The sequence below is a fragment of the Microvirga sp. 2YAF29 genome (genome assembly GCF_052114605.1).
GTDB lineage: Bacteria > Pseudomonadota > Alphaproteobacteria > Rhizobiales > Beijerinckiaceae > Microvirga.
The window spans coordinates 165,569-183,658 of sequence record NZ_JBFRFB010000008.1 but is presented as its reverse complement, the minus strand read 5'-3'; the positions used below and the strand labels follow the sequence as shown (position 1 = coordinate 183,658).

The following is an 18,090-nucleotide window of genomic DNA, read 5'->3' as shown; positions in this document are numbered from 1 at the left end:
CCAGATGTCTCGACCATGAAAAAGGCCCCTGCCGCGAGCGCTGCAGGGGCCTTTGATTTTTAGTTCGGTCCCCGCCGTGATCGTGCCACGGCGAGGTTCTGGTTTTTGGATTTAGAGAACGAACCAGCTCTTCTGCAGGTCGAGCGCGCCCTTGAGCTTGATCACGCCTTCAGCGGCCTTGTCGTTATCGGTGTTGAAGTAGACATACGTGTAGTTGCCTGCCTTCTCATAACGAACCTGACCAGCCTTGGTGAAATCATCGTTGCCGATGAAGCTGAAGTTCTGGTTGCCCTTCCTGGTCGTGTTGGCATCGATCGCCCTCAGGTCGAGCCTGTCACCCGCGCTTCCGGAGAAGTCGGTGATGTAATCGGCCCTGCCCCGAGTGGTTCCCGTGTCCTTTTCGTTGAAGACGAACACGTCGCGGCCAGCGCCACCCGTCATCGTGTCCTGCCCGGCACCGCCGATGATGCGGTCGTTTCCTCTGCCGCCATCGATCTTGTCCCGACCGGCGCCGGCATCGATGAAGTCGTTGCCGTTGCCGCTGGAGATGCGGTCGTTGCCGGCGCCGCCGTAGATACGATCGGCGGATGCAGAACCCGCAACGTTCTCGACCAGGACATCGCCCACGCCGAGCGTCAGCACTTCATCGTGGATGGCTCCAGCCTTGTCGGTCACCCGAACGATAACCTGATGGCTCGTGGCCTGCTCATAATCGAGCTTGAGCGAGTCGGCCACGAGGATCCTGTTGCCGTCGAGAGTGAAGCGACCGTCGGCATTGCTGAGAAGATCGAACCGGAACGTGTCGCCCGCATCCTGATCCAGGGCCGAAAGCGTACCTACGACAGTACCCTTTGCGGAATTCTCAAGGACGCTGCCGCCACTGACGAGAACCTTGGAAGGAGTGTCGTTCACGTCCGTAACGTTGATCGTGAACGTCTCCTCCGTGGTCAGGTCACCGGCATCCTTCGCGGTCACGGTCACGTTGATCTTCGACGCAGCCTCGAAGTCCAGGCTCACGCCTGCCTTCAGCTTGAGCTGGCCATTGACCACCTCGAAGCGGCTGTCGCTCACCGTGTAGGTGAAGCTGTCGCCTTCGTCCTGATCCGTGGTGGTCAGGTTGCCGATCACCGCACCGGCTGCATTCTCAGCCACTGTGCTGGCGGACAGAGCGATTGCCGTCGGAGCCTCGTTCACGTCCCGGATACGGATCTTGATCGTCGTTGTCGTGGTGTTGACGCCGTCGAACGCCGTAACCTGGAGTTCGCCCTCCTTCTCGTCGAGTTTTTCGAAGTCGAGCGGGATACCGACGTAGACGAGCTGGTTGTCCTCGTTGATCTCGAAGATGCCAGCGAGTTCCCCGGAGATGGAGAATTGCGCCGGGTTGAGACCGACCGTGTCCGGGTCGAGCGAGGACAAGTCCGCGACGACGGCGTTGGTGGCGTTCTCATCGAGATCGTACACCTTCACGGACACTTCAGGAGCAGTGTCGTTCTCGTCCGTCACGTCGACCGTGATGACATCCGACGTGATGGCATTGTCGTCTTCATCCGTGACCTGAACGGCGACCGAGTAGGACCGCTGGGCTTCGTAGTCAGCGTTGCCCTTGAACCACAGCTCGGTTCCGCGGATTTCGAACATGTCCGCGTCGTCACCCACCAGCGACAACGTGTTGGTGCCGAGAGCGTCATCCGTGACGGTGATGTCGGTCACCTTCATGGCCGCGCCGTTTTCAGCCGTCGTAAGAGCGGCAAGCTCCTTGTTCAGGCCGATAGCCGTCGGGGCCTCGTTCACGTCCTTCAGGTTGATCGTGATCTGCTTCGAGACGGTGTACTTGCCGTCCCAAACCTCGACCTCGACCTCGAAGCTGGTCTTGCCGGCTTCGTAATCCGGAGCCGCCTTGAAGACCAGCTTGCCGTCGACGACGTCGAACAGAGCTGCGTCCTTGCCCTTCACCTGGAAGGTGTAGATGTCGTCCGGGTCCATGCCCTGGTCGTTCACGGCAGCGGCCAGATCGGCGACGAAGCTCTGGTTCTCGTTGACGTCGTACGAAGCCTTCGTCTCGAAGAGCGGAGCGTTGTCGTTCACGTCCTTCAGGGTGATCTTGATGGTTGACGAGGTGGTGTATGTGCCATCCGTCACCGAGACCTTGACCGAGAAGTCCGTGCGGTCAGCCTTCTCGTAGTCGATCGGGGCTCCCACGTAGTAGAGCTTGCCGTTTTCGACAGTGAACAGATCGGAGTCCGCGCCGTTGAGGAGCGTGAACGTGATCGGTCCACCCACCGTATCCGGATCGTCAGCCTGCAGGTCGGCGATGAGAGCGCCTCCCCCGAAGCCGTTGACGTTCTCGTTGAGGTTCACCTCGGTCGTCTTGAGCACCGGAGCGTTGTCGTTCTGGTCCAGGACATCGATGGTGAACGTCTCGGCTGTCGTCAGGCCACCCGCGTCCTTCGAAGTCACCGTCAGATTGACAGCAGATTCCTTCTCCGTATCCAGGTGGATGCCTGCCTTGAGCTTGAGCTGGCCGTTGACCACTTCGAAGCGGTTGTCGTTCACCGTGTAGGTGAAGGAATCCTCGGCATCCTGATCCGTGGTGGACAGGGTCCCGATGATCGCTCCAGCCGCGTTCTCATTGACCGCGTGGGAGCTCAGAGAGACAGCCGTCGGAGCATCGTTCTTGTCGGTGACTTCAATGGTGAAAGTCTCCGCCGTGAACGCGCCCTTGGAGTCCGTCGAGGTTACGATCACGTCAATCGAGGACTTGTCCTCGAAGTCGAGGCTCACGCCGTCTTTCAGCTTGAGCTTGCCATCCACGACCACGAAGCGCTGATCATCCACCGCATAGGCGAAGGTCTCATCGGCGTCCTGGTCCGTGGTGGACAGGGTGCCGATTTCTGCACCGGCCGCGTTCTCGGCCACCGTGGCTGCGGACAGGGTAATCTCCGTCGGAGCGTCGTTCTTGTCGGCCACGTTGATCGTGAACGTCTTCGTCGTGGTGAGACCGCCGAAATCCTCCGAGGTCACAGTCACGTCGATGGAGGACGCAGCCTCGAAGTCGAGGCTGACGCCCGCTTTCAGCTTGAGCTGGCCGTTGACCACTTCGAAGCGGTTGTCGTTCACCGTGTAGGTGAAGGTCTCGTCGGCGTCCTGGTCCGTGGTGGACAGGGTGCCGATCACCGCGCCAGCTTCGTTCTCATCCACATTAGCGGCTGACAGGGTAATCTCTGTCGGAGCATCATTCTTGTCGGCCACGTTGATCGTGAACGTCTTCGTCGTGGTGAGACCGCCGAAATCCTCCGAGGTTACGGTCACATCGACGGAGGACGCGTCCTCATAGTCGAGGCTGACGCCCGCTTTCAGCTTGAGCTGGCCGTTGACCACTTCGAAGCGCTCGTCGTCCACCGAGTAGGTGAAGGTGTCCTGGACATCCTGATCCGTCGTGGACAGGTTGCCGATGACTGCGCCCTCCGCGTTCTCATCCACCGCATGGGCGGACAGGGAGATCGCCGTCGGAGCGTCGTTGACGTCCGTCAGGTTGACCGTGATGGTCTTCTTGACGACATAAATGCCGTCCGTGAGCTGCACCTCGACCGAGAAGCTGGTCTGGCCACCTTCGAAGTTGGGAACCTCCTTGAAGACGAGCTGGCCGTTCTCGTCGACCGTGAACAGATGGCCGTCCGTACCGCCGCTGACCTGGAAGGTCTTGATGCCGGCATCGGCTGTATCGTCGTCCTTCGCGATCAGCGTCGTTACGATGGTCTGGTTCTCGGCCGCATCGTACGAGTCGTTCATGTCGATGGTGGGCGCGTTGTCGTTCACGTCCTTCAGGCTGATCGTGATCGCCTGAGCGGCACTGGTGTTGACGCCGTCGGAAGCCGTCACCGTGACGTTGAAGCTCTTCTTCTGGTTGACATACTCGAAGTCGAGCGGGCCACCCGTATAGACGAGCTTGTCGCCTTCGATCTTGAACAGGCCAGCATCGGCACCGCCCGCGATCTTGTAGGTGATGGTCTCGCCGGTCGTGTCCTTGTCGTGGCTCGTCAGGGTCGCCACAACATAGTTGTTCTGGTTCTCGGGCAGCGCGCCCGTGCCGCCGGAGGTGATCTCCGGAGCGGTGTCGTTCACGTCCTGCAGGTTGACCGTGATGACCTGCGGAGCGCTCTCGTTGTTGACGTCGTCATAAGCCGTCACTTCGACCTTGAGGGCCTTGTTCTGGCCTTCGAGGTCGTAGTCGAGCGCGCCGCCCACATAGACGAGCTTGCCGTTCTCGATCTTGAACAGATCCTTATCGGCGCCGCCCGTGATCTTGTAGGTCAGGGCCGAGCTGAGCGTGTCGAGGTCAGTTGCCGTCAGGGTGGCGAGCTCGACATCGTTCTGCCCTTCGAGCAGCGTCCAGGTCGCGCCGGATGTGATCTCAGGGGCAACGTCATTCACATCCGTCACGTCGATCGTGAAGGTTTCCGTCGTGTGGGCGCCGCCCTTGTCGGTCGAAGTGACCTGGACAGTCACCTTCGATTCGGTCTCGTAGTTGATCCACTGACCAGCCTTCAGCTTGAGCTGGCCGTTGACCACTTCGAAGCGCTGATCGTTGACTGTGTAGGTGAAGGTGTCGCCGGCATCCTGGTCCGTGGTGGACAGATTGCCGATGATGGCGCCGTCCTCGTTTTCCACCACCGTGCTGGCAGACAGCGAGATTGCCGCCGGAGCGTCGTTGACGTCCGTTACATTGACCGTGATGGTCTTCGTGGTGCTGTAGACGCCGTCGAACACCTTCACTTCGACTTCGAAACTGGTCTTGCCGCCTTCGAAATCGGGAGCCTGCTTGAAGACAAGCCGGCCATTCGGATCGACCGTGAACAGGTCTCCGTCGGCACCGCCGACCACCGAGAAGGTCTTATCGCCGACCGTGTCCGCATCCTTGGCGGAGAGCGTTGCGACGACGAGCTGATTCTCAGCCACGTCGTACGAAGCGCTCATGTCGATGACAGGTGCGTTGTCGTTCACGTCCTGCAGGTTGATCGTGATCGTCTGGGGCGCGCTGTTGCCGACACCGTCGGATGCCGTCACCTGAACAGTGAAGGTCTTCTGCTGTCCCGGCTTCTCAAAATCGAGCGGAACGCCCTTGTAGACGAGCTTGTCGCCCTCAACCTTGAACAGCGCAGCATCGGCGCCGCCCGTGACGCTGAAGGTCAGGCTCGAAGCGGGTGTGCCAGGATCCTGGGCCACCAGCGTTGCGACAGAGACGCCGGTCTCGTTCTCAGGGAGCGTCCAGGTAGCACTGGATGTGATTACCGGCGTAACGTTCGTCAAGTTGACCGTCAGGTCCTTCTTGGTGACGTTGCCCGCAACGTCCCTGGCCTCTACGGTCACCGAGAATGTCGTTTGGCCGCCTTCGTAGTTCTGGGCCTGCACGAAGACGAGCTTGCCGTTTTCGATCTTGAACTTGCTGGCGTCTGGGCCGGAAAGCGTGGCCGGCGTCGAGTTTCCGGACACAGTCAGGTCACCGATCACCGTCTGACCTTCGGCAACGGAATGCGTGTCAATCGTCGTGATGGTCGGCGCAACCTTGTCGACCGTCAGCGCCTTTGTTTCTCTATCGGCAACATACCATCCAAACGGGAAACCGCCATTTCTCTGCAGCTCGACTTCCACCGTTTGGCTTGCAAGATTTGCGACTCGGTTGGCCGGGATGGTCAGGGTCCAAGTACCACCGCTCGCGGTGATCCCGCCGCCGGAAAGAGTAGAATATTCCTGACCGCCGATCGTTACATAGATCCGGTCAGCACCCGAGCTGAAGGAACCCGTATAGGTTCCCGTGATCGTCAGCGACTGACCAGCCTCAGTCGCGTTGAGATAGCCGTCGCCGGAAATCGGATTGATGGTTACTGAAGTAGCCAATTTGAGGTCCCCCGAAGCTCGCCGCAGTGGCGAGGCCAAGTCATGTTTTGTGTTGCGATTGGGACGGGTCGCGTCCCGAAATTACGTGCCAAAGCCCTGCCGCTAGCCACCACGCGGCGATGGACGTGAATGTGGTTTTCTGGCTGGAAGGAACCATACGTTTGGGGTAGGCCTCACTCCCTGAATGGGTAGGCCGAAAGAAAAAACCCCTGGCCTATGACGATGTTCGCTAGAAACGGGCGAATATTTGCTTCGAATTGTCAGTTTTACAGCGCGTCACTACCCATTTGGGGAGAATCAATACAATAATTATGAAAATGTAATCACATTTCATATTACAATAAGAGATTCACTTCCCAAAAGGAAACTACTTATTTATTACTCCTGATGCGCATCAAGACGCCTCTCCTCTGCAAGGTCATACCCCCGGTGCCCATCAAAGAATCATTTTACGAAGCTGCGGTGATTCCCGAGCTTTGGGGCAAGGCCGTCAGCACGGCTCGAGAGGTCTGGAACACGGACGCCGTCGGCATCGTGCGCTTTTCGAACGTCTGTTCGGGCTTGGTCGCATCCCGGGGAGCGGAGGATCTCGCGGCTCGTTATGTTCTGGAGGGGTGGTACAAGGCCGATGTAGGTGCCGAGCGCTCCATTCGTGCGTTTCGAAAGGGAAAAGACCTCGTTACGGAATCCGAACTGTTTCAGCCCGACGAGCTCCTGCACCTGCCGTACTTCTCGGACTTTCTTCACAAGTCGGGATTCGGACATTTTGCCACCGGTCTTCTCTGTGAAATCGACGGCATCATCATGAGCCTCGCAATCAACCGCCGTCGCGAGAACGGACCTTTCACTGAGAGTGAACTCGCTCAGATCCGCGCTCAGCTTCCTGAACTCCGCAAGGCGTGTGAGCTTGCATCATTCAATCGCCTGGCGGCTGCAAACGGCGTCATCGGGAACCTGGAACAGCTCGGCGCGGGCGCCTTCCTCGTCGACTGGCTGGGACGTGTCATCCGCGTCAACAAGAAGGCCGAAAACTACATCGACACGACATTTCAGCTCGTGATGTCGCGACTGCATTTGAAGGAGAAGGATGCGAACAAAGCCCTCCAGAATTTCGTCGCGGGAAGCGTTCAGCCGATCTTCAGCGGCATCAGCAAGCCTGTCCCGCCACTCGTCATTCATCGACCCGACAAGCGGCCCTTCACTTTGACATCATATCCCATCGTTCTCCAGGCTTCCGATGTCTTTCAGGGCGCCCGCGCGATCCTGCTTATCAAGGACCCGGAGGAGCAGCGCACCATATCGCAGCATGTCGTGAAGGATGCATTCCGATTCACACCGACGGAACACCGCGTCGCGTCATTGCTGCTCGCCGGCCTGAACACGGAAGAGATTTCCGAAAAGCTCGTTGTCAGCAAGGAAGCGATCCGCTTCCACTTGAAATCCATGTTCGCGAAAACCGACACCAATCAGCAGGCGCAACTCGTCAGCCTGCTCACGCGCTACAGCGAGACGGTCTAGAGCACACGCTCGGTTTCATTCCTTCGAGGGTAGGATCTGCCTTAGAAAATCCAGAGAGCTTCCTGGCCCGTTATCCCTGGATGACTAAGAGGATGGCCGACAAGATCAGGCGTATGGCGGCCCGACATAAGCGAAGACAGGTCTGAAAAACAGTCGCTGACAAGCTTTCAGGCTCTGGTGGGTCCTACCCTACCCGGAGCTTTTCTTTTACGGTCAGCGTCCACGCTTACGGCCAAGGTGACCTATGAAGCCCTTATATGTGCTTGCTTTCCTCGCGCTCTCCTCTCCAGCGTTTGCTCAGACCTCTGATGACTATTCCAAGATGGGGATGAAGACTTATTCGCTTTGGTCGTGTGCCGTCCTGACCAGCTACACGAAGGAAGCGCAGGAGGGGAACAAGCTGTTCGGCCTCGGCTACGAGACTGGAAAGACCTTCGTAGAGGCCGTGAAGGCAGGGAAGGCCAAGCAGGAGGACCTACGCAAGTACGCTCCCATGGTATTTGGAGACAAGCTCAACAACCCGAACACGGACTTCGCACTCGGCCGGATGTTCGAGGCTGTCTTGGACGGCACAGTGAAAGAGGTCTGGCAGGATGCCTCATCTGATGAGGAGCTTAGGAAGAACAAGGCTGCTGATATGTATCGGAAGCAGAACTGCTCCTTCCTCAAGTAATTTCCACCTCTCTATGATCTCCCGATGGTCTGAAGAAGATTGTCGCGAGCGGCTTCGAAACTAGGCTCCAGAGCATGAATGCTCTCGCCCATAGCTTTTGAGAGCTTTGCGCCTTCATTGAGCGCAGCTACGAGATCCATCAAGACCTCCCGGTTGCCCCCGAGATCATAGAGAGGTTGGAAGTTGAAGTTCGGTTCCTGAGTGCTAGCGCCACCCCCGGTCAACGGGCGGAGCAAAGCACCACTCATCCGCTCCGCTTCAAGGAGCACGATGTTGAACTCGAACCAATTTGGACGGATTGCAGCTCGCAGAGCATTATCTAGGATCTTCTCTGCGTATGTATCCTGAAACGCCTTGATGTGTGGAGCTAACCGGAGATCCATCGAGAAGTAATGCCTCGCTGAGATTAGGATGTTGTCGAGGTTAATCTCATCTGGATCATCTGCTGATATTTCCCCCAAGATGGCTTCAACCGCCTCTCGCATTGAATTTAGGCTAATCACTGCTCCAAAGAGGGTCCCTCCGATCTGCCGCACCTCAAGGAGAGTAGCCTCAGCCATGGGGAGGCGAGCGATCGCGGTCTGGCGACGTGCCTCCCTGTACTGCCTGTATGTGAACACAGCGGCTGCGAACGCTCCAACCACAGCGACCAAGTTCCCAGCGGCATTCACCCAGTTCCTCGCACAGACGGTGGGATTCAATCGCTCGTCAGGTCCGCAGAGGGCGTTGGCATCGCTCAGAGCAGAGCCTACGAAGAGGAGGCCAAGGAAGCCGAAGCAGGAGAATAGGAAGATCACCGGCCAGTGATCGCGGTGAATCTTGCGCAAAGTTTACCCCCAGGTTTACCCCGGAAGCTCGACAACGTTCGATATGGAGGGGCTAAGTTACTGAAAAAAATTGGCGATCCCGGGAAGACTCGAACTTCCGACCTTCGGTTTAGGAAACCGCTGCTCTGTCCTGCTGAGCTACGGGACCGCGTGAGGAAAGCGGGTGTAGCATGGTCGCGGGGAGCATTCCAGAGGGTGATGGGGCCTTGCCGGGCGCTCCCGGCTCATCCGGAAGGACACGGAACCCACCTTCGCCGGATCGGGTTTGATGGAGGAATCGGAGGCATGCCATGGCTCAAACCCTGCGCGAGTTCCTGACCCAAGTCGAGCACCTTCCTCCCGACACCCTGCTCTGCGTGGCAGAAGTGGATGAAGTCTTTGCAACCCATGTGGCCGAGGTCGATATCGTTTCGGACGCCAAGGAGCAGAACCGAAAAGCGGAGAGCATGGAAGCGGTCGAACTCGGCAACGGCAAGCAGACGGTGATCGTGATCCGCTGGTGATTGCCCGCCAGCTCGCATGCAACAGTTCGGAACCGCAAGACTGCGCTAGCCCATCCGGCACAAGCAGGCAGAGCGGCACGTCCCATCAGGAAAAGCACTGTATTACCGCAACTGAGTAACGGCGCGATGCTGCCTGTTCGCCAAGTGCAAGGTATGATCCCGGTCGATGACAAGACCGATCTCATGGACAATAGCCGCCCTTGGCCTTTTCTTCGCCGTCGCCCCCCTGCCCGCGAAGGCTCAGGAAAGCGCGAGCCGTTGTAGCGGCACGCTCACCGAAGACCGGATCATCACCGTCAACGATGATGGGAGCTTCCTGCTGGCCAAGGGGCAATTGGCCAGGATTTCAGGCCTTCGACTGCCGGAGATGGAAGCGCAACGCCGGCAAGTGGCGGATTTCCTTCGCGTCCACAAGGAAAAGCCCGTTTCGATCGAAGGTCTTGGAGAGAGAGACAGGTGGGGCCGCCAGCCTGTCAGAATCCGTTCTTCGCATGATAAAACCGTCGTCGATCTGAGTCATGCTCTTGTCGAGGCAGGGCTTGCTCTCGCCGATCCGGGAGCCGGTCGCGTCTTCTGCCACCCGGAATTGCTCGCTTTTGAGGAAACTGCCCGCGAACAGCGCCTTGGTCTTTGGGCCGAGGCCCGCTATAACCCCATTCCTGCCGAGAGAAACGAGCTCTTGCGGGAGCGCGTCGGCAGCTTCGTCATCGTCGAAGGACGGGTGCGGAGCGTGGGCGAGCGCAAACAGACAACCTATTTGAACTTCGGGGGGCACTGGGCAGAAGACTTCACGATCATCATTCCTCGGAAGGTCTGGACCCTCATGACGGAGCGCGGCCTCGGCGCCGCTGCGCTGAAGGGGCAAAAAATCCGGGCCCGAGGCATTTTGCAATCTTGGCAAGGCACGGCCTTGACCATTGAAATGCCGGAGATGATTGAACGACTTGAAGGTAATCGCTTGCCCCGATGAACACGCATGAGCGACACACGTCAGACAGGTAAAGTCCGGATCGTCGGCATCCTCATGATCTCGGCCCTCGCTTCGGCCTGTTCGAGCTTTGGCGGGACCTCCCTGCCGGCAAACACGCCTCGCGTGCTCGGCCCGGACAGGGACAGGGACCACATCCGTCTTGTGTCGGCCTTCGGCGGAGAGGGCCGCGCGCCTCAGCTCCAGCGGCTTCTGTCCGATGCGGTGAACCGCCTCGTCATGGCCACCGACAGGCCCGACGAGGCTTATCAGGTCACCATTCTCAACTCGCCCGTGGTGAACGCCTTCGCCCTGCCGAATGGCCGCCTCTACGTGACCCGGGGCCTGCTGGCGCTCGCCAATGACACGTCAGAGGTCGCGGCCGTTCTGTCCCACGAAATCGCCCACGTTACCCTTCGCCATGCCTCTCAACGCAACGAGTTGCAGGCGCGCTCGGACCTGATCGAGCGTGTCGCGGAGAACGTGCTCAACGATTCCCAGGAAGCAGCCGTGGTGCAGGACCAGGCCCGCTCGACGCTGGCGAGCTTCTCGCGCTCCCAGGAGCTCGAAGCGGATAAGACCGGTGTCGCCGTGCTCGCACGGGCAGGCTTCGATCCTTACGGCGCCCCGCGTTTCCTGACCGCGCTCGGCCGCTCCGCCGCCAGCTCCGAGACCGGGGGCGAGCGGGTGACCTCGCATCCCAGCACCACCGAGCGCGTCTCACGCGCTCTTCAGGCCGCACGCCGCGCCGGCCCGCCAGGCATGGGCGAGACGGGACGCGCCGAGTATCTGGCGGCGCTCGACGGCCTGGCCTATGGCGACGACCCGGGTGACGGCGTGGTCAAGGGCCGCCGCTTCGTTCACGCGCGCCTCGGCGTCGCCTTCGAGGCCCCTGACGGCTTCACGCTTGAGAACACCTCTCAGGCCGTGCTCGGCTCCTCTTCCGACGGTGAGCGGCGCCTCCTGTTCGATGCCGCGGATACGCCCAACGGGCAGAGCCTTGAAGACGTATTGCGCTCCACCTGGACGGACACGATCGAGCCCGGCAGCCTCACCACGGCCACCATCAATGACCTGCCCGTGGTCACGGCCCTGTCCAACGGCAAGGAATGGACGTTCCGCCTCTCCGCCATCCGCATCGGCAATACAACCTACCGCCTCATCATGGCGGCCCGCACCGGCGGCAACGATCTCGAAAGCATGTTCAACCGCACCCTCAACAGCGTGCGGCAGGTGCAGGCGGACGAGGCGCGGCGCATCCGACCCCTGAAGCTGCAGCTCGTCGTCGCGCAGCGGGGCGACACGCCTCAGACCCTGGCCGCGCGGATGCCGGTGGATCGGTCGCTGGAGCGTTTCCTGCTGCTCAACGGACTTGAGCGAAACTCGCAGCTCAACGTTGGCGAGCGCTACAAGATCGTCATCGAGTAAGAGATTGTTTTCGGCATCCTGAAAATGCATCAGGCGAGCCATTCCTGGCTCGCCTGTTTGGTAATGTGCGACGTGTGCCGGGAAGGCTTCAGACGAAAGCGCCTGAGGCCTGCGGGTACTTTTCGATCAGGGCGCGCTTCAGCTTTTCCAGAGCGCGGTTCTCGATCTGGCGCACGCGCTCCTTCGAGATGCCGAGGCGGTCGCCGAGGAATTCGAGGGTCACCTGTTCGTCGTCGAGACGGCGGGCCCGCAGGATACGCAGCTCACGCTCGTTGAGCACTTCGAGAGCCTGCTTCAGCCAGCGTACGCGACGCTCGGTATCGATCACGTCGGTGACGCTTTCATCCGGAAGCGGGCTGTTGTCGACGAGAAATTCCACACGTTCGGCGGAATTGGAGGAATCGGCATCGAGAACAGGTGCATTGAGCGACGTGTCGGGCCCCGAGAGACGAGCATCCATCAAAGCCACATCAGCCTTGGAGACGCCGATAGCCTCGGCGATCTTCGCGTGCACCTCGGATGAAATGCGCTCTTCGCCGCCACGGGTCAGGCGAGCACGCAGGCGCCGCAGGTTGAAGAAAAGGGCCTTCTGCGCGGAACTAGTTCCGCCACGGACGATTGACCAGTTACGAAGGATGTAATCCTGTACGGAGGCACGGATCCACCACGTCGCATAAGTCGAGAAGCGAACTTCGCGTTCAGGCTCGAAGCGAGCGGCGGCTTCGAGAAGGCCGACATGACCTTCCTGAACCAGATCGGCCATCGGAAGGCCGTAGTGACGGAAGCGGGCGGCAAGCGCGATGACGAGGCGCATATGAGCCGCTGTCAACTGATGAAGAGCAACCTCGTCGCGCTGATATTTCCAGCGCACAGCAAGTTGATGCTCCTCTTCTCTTTCGAGAAAAGGCGCATTCATGGCTGCGCGAACGAAACGACGACGAACGCCTGAGATTTCTCCCATTGTGTCCTCCCTTGGCACAGACACAACGAGCGAGGCGGGAAAAAGTTCACGCCGAACAGCCAAGTTTTGCAAAATAGATTCCAATGCCTTGAAAACAAGGTGTTTGGCCAAGAAAAAAGCCCGGCATGAAGCCGGGCTTTTTGGTGCAATGCAATATCGAAGAGGGTTCCAGCATCGGACCAAAAAGTGGATTTGCACTTTTTGGATCGATCCGATGCTGTCTTTTTTGAATGAGAGCATCGTTCGACCGCAAAACCGAGTCCACTTTTGCGGACGATGCTCTATGCCGCTTCTTCCTGCACGTCGTCGCCATCGGCTTCGTCCGCCTCGGCGCCCTTGACGCGGCGCGGGGACTTGGCGAGGCTCTGCTCGATGAGCTTCAAGGCCTCCGTATCCGTGATCTTGTTCACGGCGGAGATCTCACGCACGACGCGGTCGAGAGCGGATTCGTAAAGCTGACGCTCGCTGTAGGACTGCTCGGGCTGAGCCTCGGAGCGGTAGAGGTCGCGCACGACTTCCGTGACGGCGATCAGGTCGCCCGAATTGATCTTCGCTTCATATTCCTGGGCCCGGCGCGACCACATGGTGCGCTTCACGCGGGCACGACCCGTCAGAACGTCCAAGGCCTTTTGAATCAGGGCCGGTTCGGCAAGCTTGCGCATGCCGACGCTGGCAGCTTTCGCGGTCGGGACACGAAGGACCATCTTGTCCTTGTCGAAGGAGACCACGTAGAGCTCCAGCTTGAAGCCTGCGATTTCCTGCTCCTCGATGGCCGTGATACGGCCGACGCCGTGAGCGGGATAAACAATGGCTTCGCCGGACTTGAAACCCAGGCGCTGGGTGGACTTCTTGGCGGTGGTCATGCGAGAGAGGCCTCCTTGCATGGTCCCCCGTTTGGAGCGGGGGAGCTGTGGTTCTACTGGGCAGGGCCCCCAGGAGAACGAAAATGGAGATGAGTGGTTGCGGAGCTTGACAGGTCCGCTCGACTCCCTGATGTAAGCCAACAGCTATAAAACGCTCTTGCCCGGACCCAAGGCAGTATCAGCTCCCTTAGGTCAGAGGTCGTGCATCATTGCTTCAGTGTGTGAACCGACGACCTGCGAGGACGGTGCACGGCTTGAGCGCAAGCGACGGCATCTGTGGACCCTATCACGATCCAGCCGAAAAAGCAAAAATATTTCAAAGCATAGCGTAAAGAAGCACGGTTTATGGCCGAGCTTCAGGCCAGGTCTACGGGGCGAAAAACAAGCTGGTTTTCATCGGCCAGGCGAGGCCTCGGATCACTCACAAAGGCTCTTCGGGCCGCCGGAGCAGCGCGCAAAAGTCGGTTCGGTTTTGCGCTTAAGCGATGCGCCGCGCTTAACCTTGAGCATCGGATTGGTCCCGAAAGTGCAAATCCACCTTTCGGTCAGATGTTTTAATCGCCCTCGCCCGGATTAGCCGAGAAATAGGTCTCGAATTTGCCTGCCACGCCGTCGAATTCCTTGGCGTCTGCCGGCGCATCCTTCTTTTGGGTCAGGTTCGGCCAGCTCTTGGCCATATCCGCATTGAGCTTCAGCCATTGCTCGAGGCCGGGCTCCGCATCGGGCTTGATGGCCTCGGCCGGGCATTCGGGCTCGCAGACGCCGCAATCGATGCACTCGTCCGGGTGGATGACGAGCATATTCTCGCCCTCGTAGAAACAATCGACCGGGCATACCTCCACGCAGTCCATGTATTTGCACTTGATGCAATTTTCAGTGACGACGTAGGTCATGTCCGTCCTTTGAGGATATTCCAGAGATTAAAGCTTGCCGTTGCCGCCGCTCTAGCCCTTGTCGCCTTCGCTGACAAGCACCCCATCGCTCTCGTTGAGATCGATGTAGAGCTGCCTTGCTTCCGGTGCAGGGCCCCGGCGTAGCCCAAGCCCCTCAATCCGCACCACCAAGGCCGTGCGGGCGAGAGCGATGGTGACCACGTCACCGACGGCGACCGCCTTGGCGGGATTGTCGGTGCGTTGGCCGTTGATCCGCACGAAGCCGCTCGTGACGAGCTTGGCGGCCAGCGCCCGGGTCTTAGTGAAGCGTGCGAACCAGAGCCACTTATCGAGCCTCTGCCGGTCCTCACGCATCACCAAGCCTCACACTTTCATCTCACTTCTTGCTGTCTTCCATCTGCGCCTTGAGGGCCATCAGCTTGGCAAACGGCGAATTCGGATCGGGCTGTTTCTCCCGGCGCTCCTGTCCACCGTCGCGACGATGATCGGGGCGCTTATCGGGACGCGGGCCACGACGGTCGTCCTGACGGGGACCGCGCGGCGGACGGTTCTGCGGACGGCCGCCCTCCCCTTGAGCCTCACGGTCGCGGCGCGGGCGCTCGCCCTGGCCTTCACTATTGCGGGGACGCCGGTCGCCGCGCTCGGGGCGCTCACTGCGTTCGGAGCGCTCGCCCCGCTCGTGACGTCCGCCACGGGCCTCGCGGCCCTGGCGGGCGTGACCGCCCTCGTGATGACGGCGATGCTGACGCCAGACCTCGACCATTTCGGGCTCGGCGGGGGCTTCAGGGGCTGTCTCAGCGGAAGCGTCTGTAACGCCTTCCGCCGGAGCCATCATCTGACCCTCGGGAGAAGCCACGGCCTCGGCGGCACTCCCCGCAACCGTCTCAGGCGAGACGTCAGCCTCGGGAGCCTCAACGGCCACAGCGCCGGCTTCCTCGGCAACAGCCTGTGTTTCGGCAGGAGCCTCGGTCGAGATTTCAGCCGCAGCCGCAGGCTCAATCGAAGCCGCCGGAACCAGCGGTACGGTGATCGCGGGGCCGGGGCGGCGATCCACGACATAGCCGAGCGACGTCAGGATCGTCGCGAAATCCTCGCCCGCGCAGCCGACCAGAGAGGTCATGGCAACCGTCGGCACGAATCCTTCGCCGTCGGCGGCACCGGCCGGGGGCTCGCCGGGGGTGATACCCGGGCGATAGGAAATGGCCGGGCGGATCAGGTCGGCCAGACGCTCCAGGATGTCCACACGCACGGCACGCCCGCCGCAGACGCGGAAGCCGGCGGCGCGATATAGGCCATGAGCGATTTCAGGATCGACCGGGATCGAGGTGCGGCCGGACTGGGCGAGATGGGCGATCTCGTCGATGCCCTTCTGGTCGAGGCCGCCGTTCTGAAGCGCCCAGAGCTGCGTCGCGAGAACGCGCGGAGCGGGCTTCAACAGGGCCGGAAGATATAGATGATAGGCGCCGAAGCGCACGCCCGCCTTGCGGAGCGCCGCGCGGGCGTCCTGGTCGAGGCTGCGGACTTCGTTGAGAACCTTCGCACGCTCCAGAACGCCGATCGCCTCGCCGATCTGGAAGGCGATGCCGCGGGCAAGGCCCGCGAGCTCCGCATTTGTCTCCAGTTCCGTGACGGAGCCGAGCAGGCGCACCACATAGGCCTTGAGCCAGGCGCGCAGGCGATTCTCGACCTTGTCGCGGGCGGGGCCTGTCAGGTGCTCGTCCGAGAGAATGCGCACGCGCGGCTCGAACAGCTTGTCGCCGGATTCCAGCTTTGCCACCGGGTCGCCCATCCAGCGGATGGTGCCGTCATTGGACAGAACCAGCGTGGTGTCGGGGGTTTCGGAAAACCGGTCCGCCCGTGCCTCGATCTCGCCGGCCAGCGCCTTGCTGGCAGCGTTGCGCAGGGTCTTGGCTTCCGTCGTATCGGCCTGGGGATCAGGCACGAAATGGAAGCCGTGCAGATGGCCAATGTGTTGCCCCTCGACGGTGACATCGCCGGTGGTCGTAATTTCCGCTTCGAGCATCGTGTTCTCTCTCAAGCGCCGCATGAGAACGCTTGTCCTTCGGTCGACGAACCGTTGGGCCAGACGTTCATGAAGCGCATCCGATAGCTTGTCCTCTACCTGACGCGCAACACCCTGCCAATGCTCCGGGTCCTTCAACCAGTCGGGACGGTTAGCAACAAAGGACCAGGTTCGCACCTGGGCGATGCGGTTGGAGAGGGTGTCGATATCCCCATCCGTGCGGTCCATGGCCAGAAGATGGCGCGAGAACCAATCCGCCGGAATGGCCTTGTCCTTCATGAGGAAACGGTAGATCTGGCCGATCAGATCCGCATGGGTCTGGGGCGAAACCTTCCTGTAATCAGGCACTTGGCATATCTGCCAGAGCCGCTCCACCGCATAGGGCGTGCGTGCGAAGGCCTGGATGTCGTCATCCCGGGCGAGCAGTTCGAGGGCCGCAAGGTCCTCGCCCATGGGGGCCCGCACGAGGCCGTGTTCGCGGGGCTGCCTCCCTAGGGAATCGCGCAATCGCGCAAGGGAAGAAAAATCGAGGTCCGGGTTGCGCCATTGCAGAATGCGCACTGGGTCGAAAGTATGATTCTCGAGCGCTTCCACCGTTTCCGCGTCGAAAGGCGGGCAGCGGCCCGTGGAGCCGAAGGTGCCGTCGCGCATGTAGCGGCCCGCTCGCCCGGCTATCTGGGCCAGCTCCGGATTGTAGAGCCTGCGGAAGCGGAAGCCGTCGAATTTCTTGTCCGAAGCGAAGGCCACGTGGTCGACATCGAGGTTGAGGCCCATGCCGATGGCGTCGGTGGCGATCAGGTAATCCACATCCCCGTTCTGGTAGAGCTCGACCTGGGCATTGCGGGTGCGGGGCGACAGCGCCCCGAGGACCACCGCGGCACCGCCGCTCTGGCGACGGATGAGCTCCGCGATGCCGTAGACTTCCTCCGCCGAGAAGGCGACGATGGCCGAGCGGCGGGGCAGCCGGGACACCTTCTTCTCGCCGGCGAAGGTGAGTTGCGACAGACGTGGACGCGTGACCACATGCACGCCGGGAATCAGCGCCTCGATCAGCGGGCGCATAGTCAGGGAGCCGATGAGAAGCGTCTCCTCCCGCCCGCGCTGGTTCAGGAGGCGGTCGGTAAACACATGGCCGCGGTCGAGGTCGCTGGCGAGCTGGATTTCGTCGATGGCGACGAAGGCCACATCCACGTCCCGGGGCATGGCTTCGACGGTGGAGATCCAATAGCGCGGCCGGTCCGGCTTGATCTTCTCTTCGCCAGTGATGAGGGCCACGTTGTGATGGCCCGCCTTCTCCACCACCCGGTTATAGACCTCGCGGGCAAGCAGGCGCAGCGGCAGGCCGATCATCCCGCTGTCATGGCCGAGCATGCGCTCGATGGCGAGATGGGTCTTGCCGGTATTGGTCGGCCCGAGCACGGCTGTCACGCCGCGCGCGCGCACTTGCGGAGGAAGGGAACGGCGGGCCATGAGACGGGTAATGAGGATCGATCCCGGGTGAGAGGGGCGAGATGCTGCAGCATCTCGCGACAAAAAGGC

General features: G+C 60.6%; 12 protein-coding genes and 1 tRNA gene. 5 read left to right on the top strand and 8 right to left on the bottom strand.

Annotation, left to right across the window (positions count from 1 at the left end):
• Positions 1-111 precede the first annotated feature (111 nt).
• On the bottom strand, positions 112-5,895 hold the full coding sequence (locus tag AB4Y85_RS12910; RefSeq protein ID WP_441985304.1) for a cadherin domain-containing protein: 5,784 nt from the start codon (positions 5,893-5,895) through the stop codon (positions 112-114).
• Between the two features lie 429 nt (positions 5,896-6,324).
• On the opposite strand from AB4Y85_RS12910, the gene AB4Y85_RS12905 reads away from it, so the two are divergent.
• On the top strand, positions 6,325-7,413 hold the full coding sequence (locus tag AB4Y85_RS12905; protein ID WP_441985303.1) for a helix-turn-helix transcriptional regulator: 1,089 nt from the start codon (positions 6,325-6,327) through the stop codon (positions 7,411-7,413).
• Between the two features lie 244 nt (positions 7,414-7,657).
• The gene (locus AB4Y85_RS12900; RefSeq protein WP_441985302.1) at positions 7,658-8,086 is read left to right on the top strand and encodes a hypothetical protein; all 429 of its coding nucleotides are present in this window, start codon (positions 7,658-7,660) and stop codon (positions 8,084-8,086) included.
• Positions 8,087-8,097: 11 nt separating this feature from the next.
• Here the strand turns inward: AB4Y85_RS12900 and AB4Y85_RS12895 are convergent, their stop codons facing one another.
• Together AB4Y85_RS12895 and AB4Y85_RS12890 are read right to left on the bottom strand one after the other, a co-directional pair.
• Complete coding sequence (locus tag AB4Y85_RS12895) at positions 8,098-8,913, bottom strand: hypothetical protein (RefSeq protein ID WP_441985301.1); 816 nt, start codon at positions 8,911-8,913, stop codon at positions 8,098-8,100.
• 71 nt (positions 8,914-8,984) lie between these two features.
• Positions 8,985-9,061: transfer RNA gene (locus tag AB4Y85_RS12890), tRNA-Arg, on the bottom strand.
• A 142-nt stretch (positions 9,062-9,203) separates the two neighbouring features.
• Between AB4Y85_RS12890 and AB4Y85_RS12885 the strand changes: the two genes are divergently transcribed.
• From AB4Y85_RS12885 to AB4Y85_RS12875, 3 genes are all read left to right on the top strand, one after another.
• Positions 9,204-9,416, top strand: a complete 213-nt coding sequence (locus AB4Y85_RS12885; protein ID WP_441985300.1) for a sugar phosphorylase — start codon at positions 9,204-9,206, stop codon at positions 9,414-9,416.
• A gap of 367 nt (positions 9,417-9,783) precedes the next feature.
• Positions 9,784-10,386 carry a thermonuclease family protein gene (locus tag AB4Y85_RS12880; RefSeq protein ID WP_441985299.1) on the top strand — a complete coding sequence of 201 codons (603 nt, stop codon included), beginning with the start codon at positions 9,784-9,786 and terminating at the stop codon, positions 10,384-10,386.
• Between the two features lie 6 nt (positions 10,387-10,392).
• Complete coding sequence (locus AB4Y85_RS12875; RefSeq protein WP_441985298.1) at positions 10,393-11,811, top strand: M48 family metalloprotease; 1,419 nt, start codon at positions 10,393-10,395, stop codon at positions 11,809-11,811.
• Between the two features lie 88 nt (positions 11,812-11,899).
• On the opposite strand, the gene AB4Y85_RS12870 is transcribed toward AB4Y85_RS12875, so the two are convergent.
• From AB4Y85_RS12870 to AB4Y85_RS12850, 5 genes are all read right to left on the bottom strand, one after another.
• On the bottom strand, positions 11,900-12,772 hold the full coding sequence (locus tag AB4Y85_RS12870; RefSeq protein WP_441985297.1) for an RNA polymerase factor sigma-32: 873 nt from the start codon (positions 12,770-12,772) through the stop codon (positions 11,900-11,902).
• Between the two features lie 281 nt (positions 12,773-13,053).
• Positions 13,054-13,635 (bottom strand): CarD family transcriptional regulator, encoded by a 582-nt coding sequence (locus AB4Y85_RS12865; RefSeq protein WP_441985296.1) that lies wholly within the window; start codon positions 13,633-13,635, stop codon positions 13,054-13,056.
• Positions 13,636-14,189: 554 nt separating this feature from the next.
• Positions 14,190-14,528, bottom strand: coding sequence for a ferredoxin FdxA (gene fdxA / locus AB4Y85_RS12860; RefSeq protein WP_441985295.1), 339 nt, complete (start codon positions 14,526-14,528; stop codon positions 14,190-14,192).
• Between the two features lie 51 nt (positions 14,529-14,579).
• Positions 14,580-14,882 carry an RNA-binding S4 domain-containing protein gene (locus AB4Y85_RS12855; protein ID WP_441985294.1) on the bottom strand — a complete coding sequence of 101 codons (303 nt, stop codon included), beginning with the start codon at positions 14,880-14,882 and terminating at the stop codon, positions 14,580-14,582.
• 22 nt (positions 14,883-14,904) lie between these two features.
• Complete coding sequence (locus AB4Y85_RS12850; RefSeq protein WP_441985293.1) at positions 14,905-18,021, bottom strand: helicase-related protein; 3,117 nt, start codon at positions 18,019-18,021, stop codon at positions 14,905-14,907.
• Positions 18,022-18,090 lie beyond the last annotated feature (69 nt).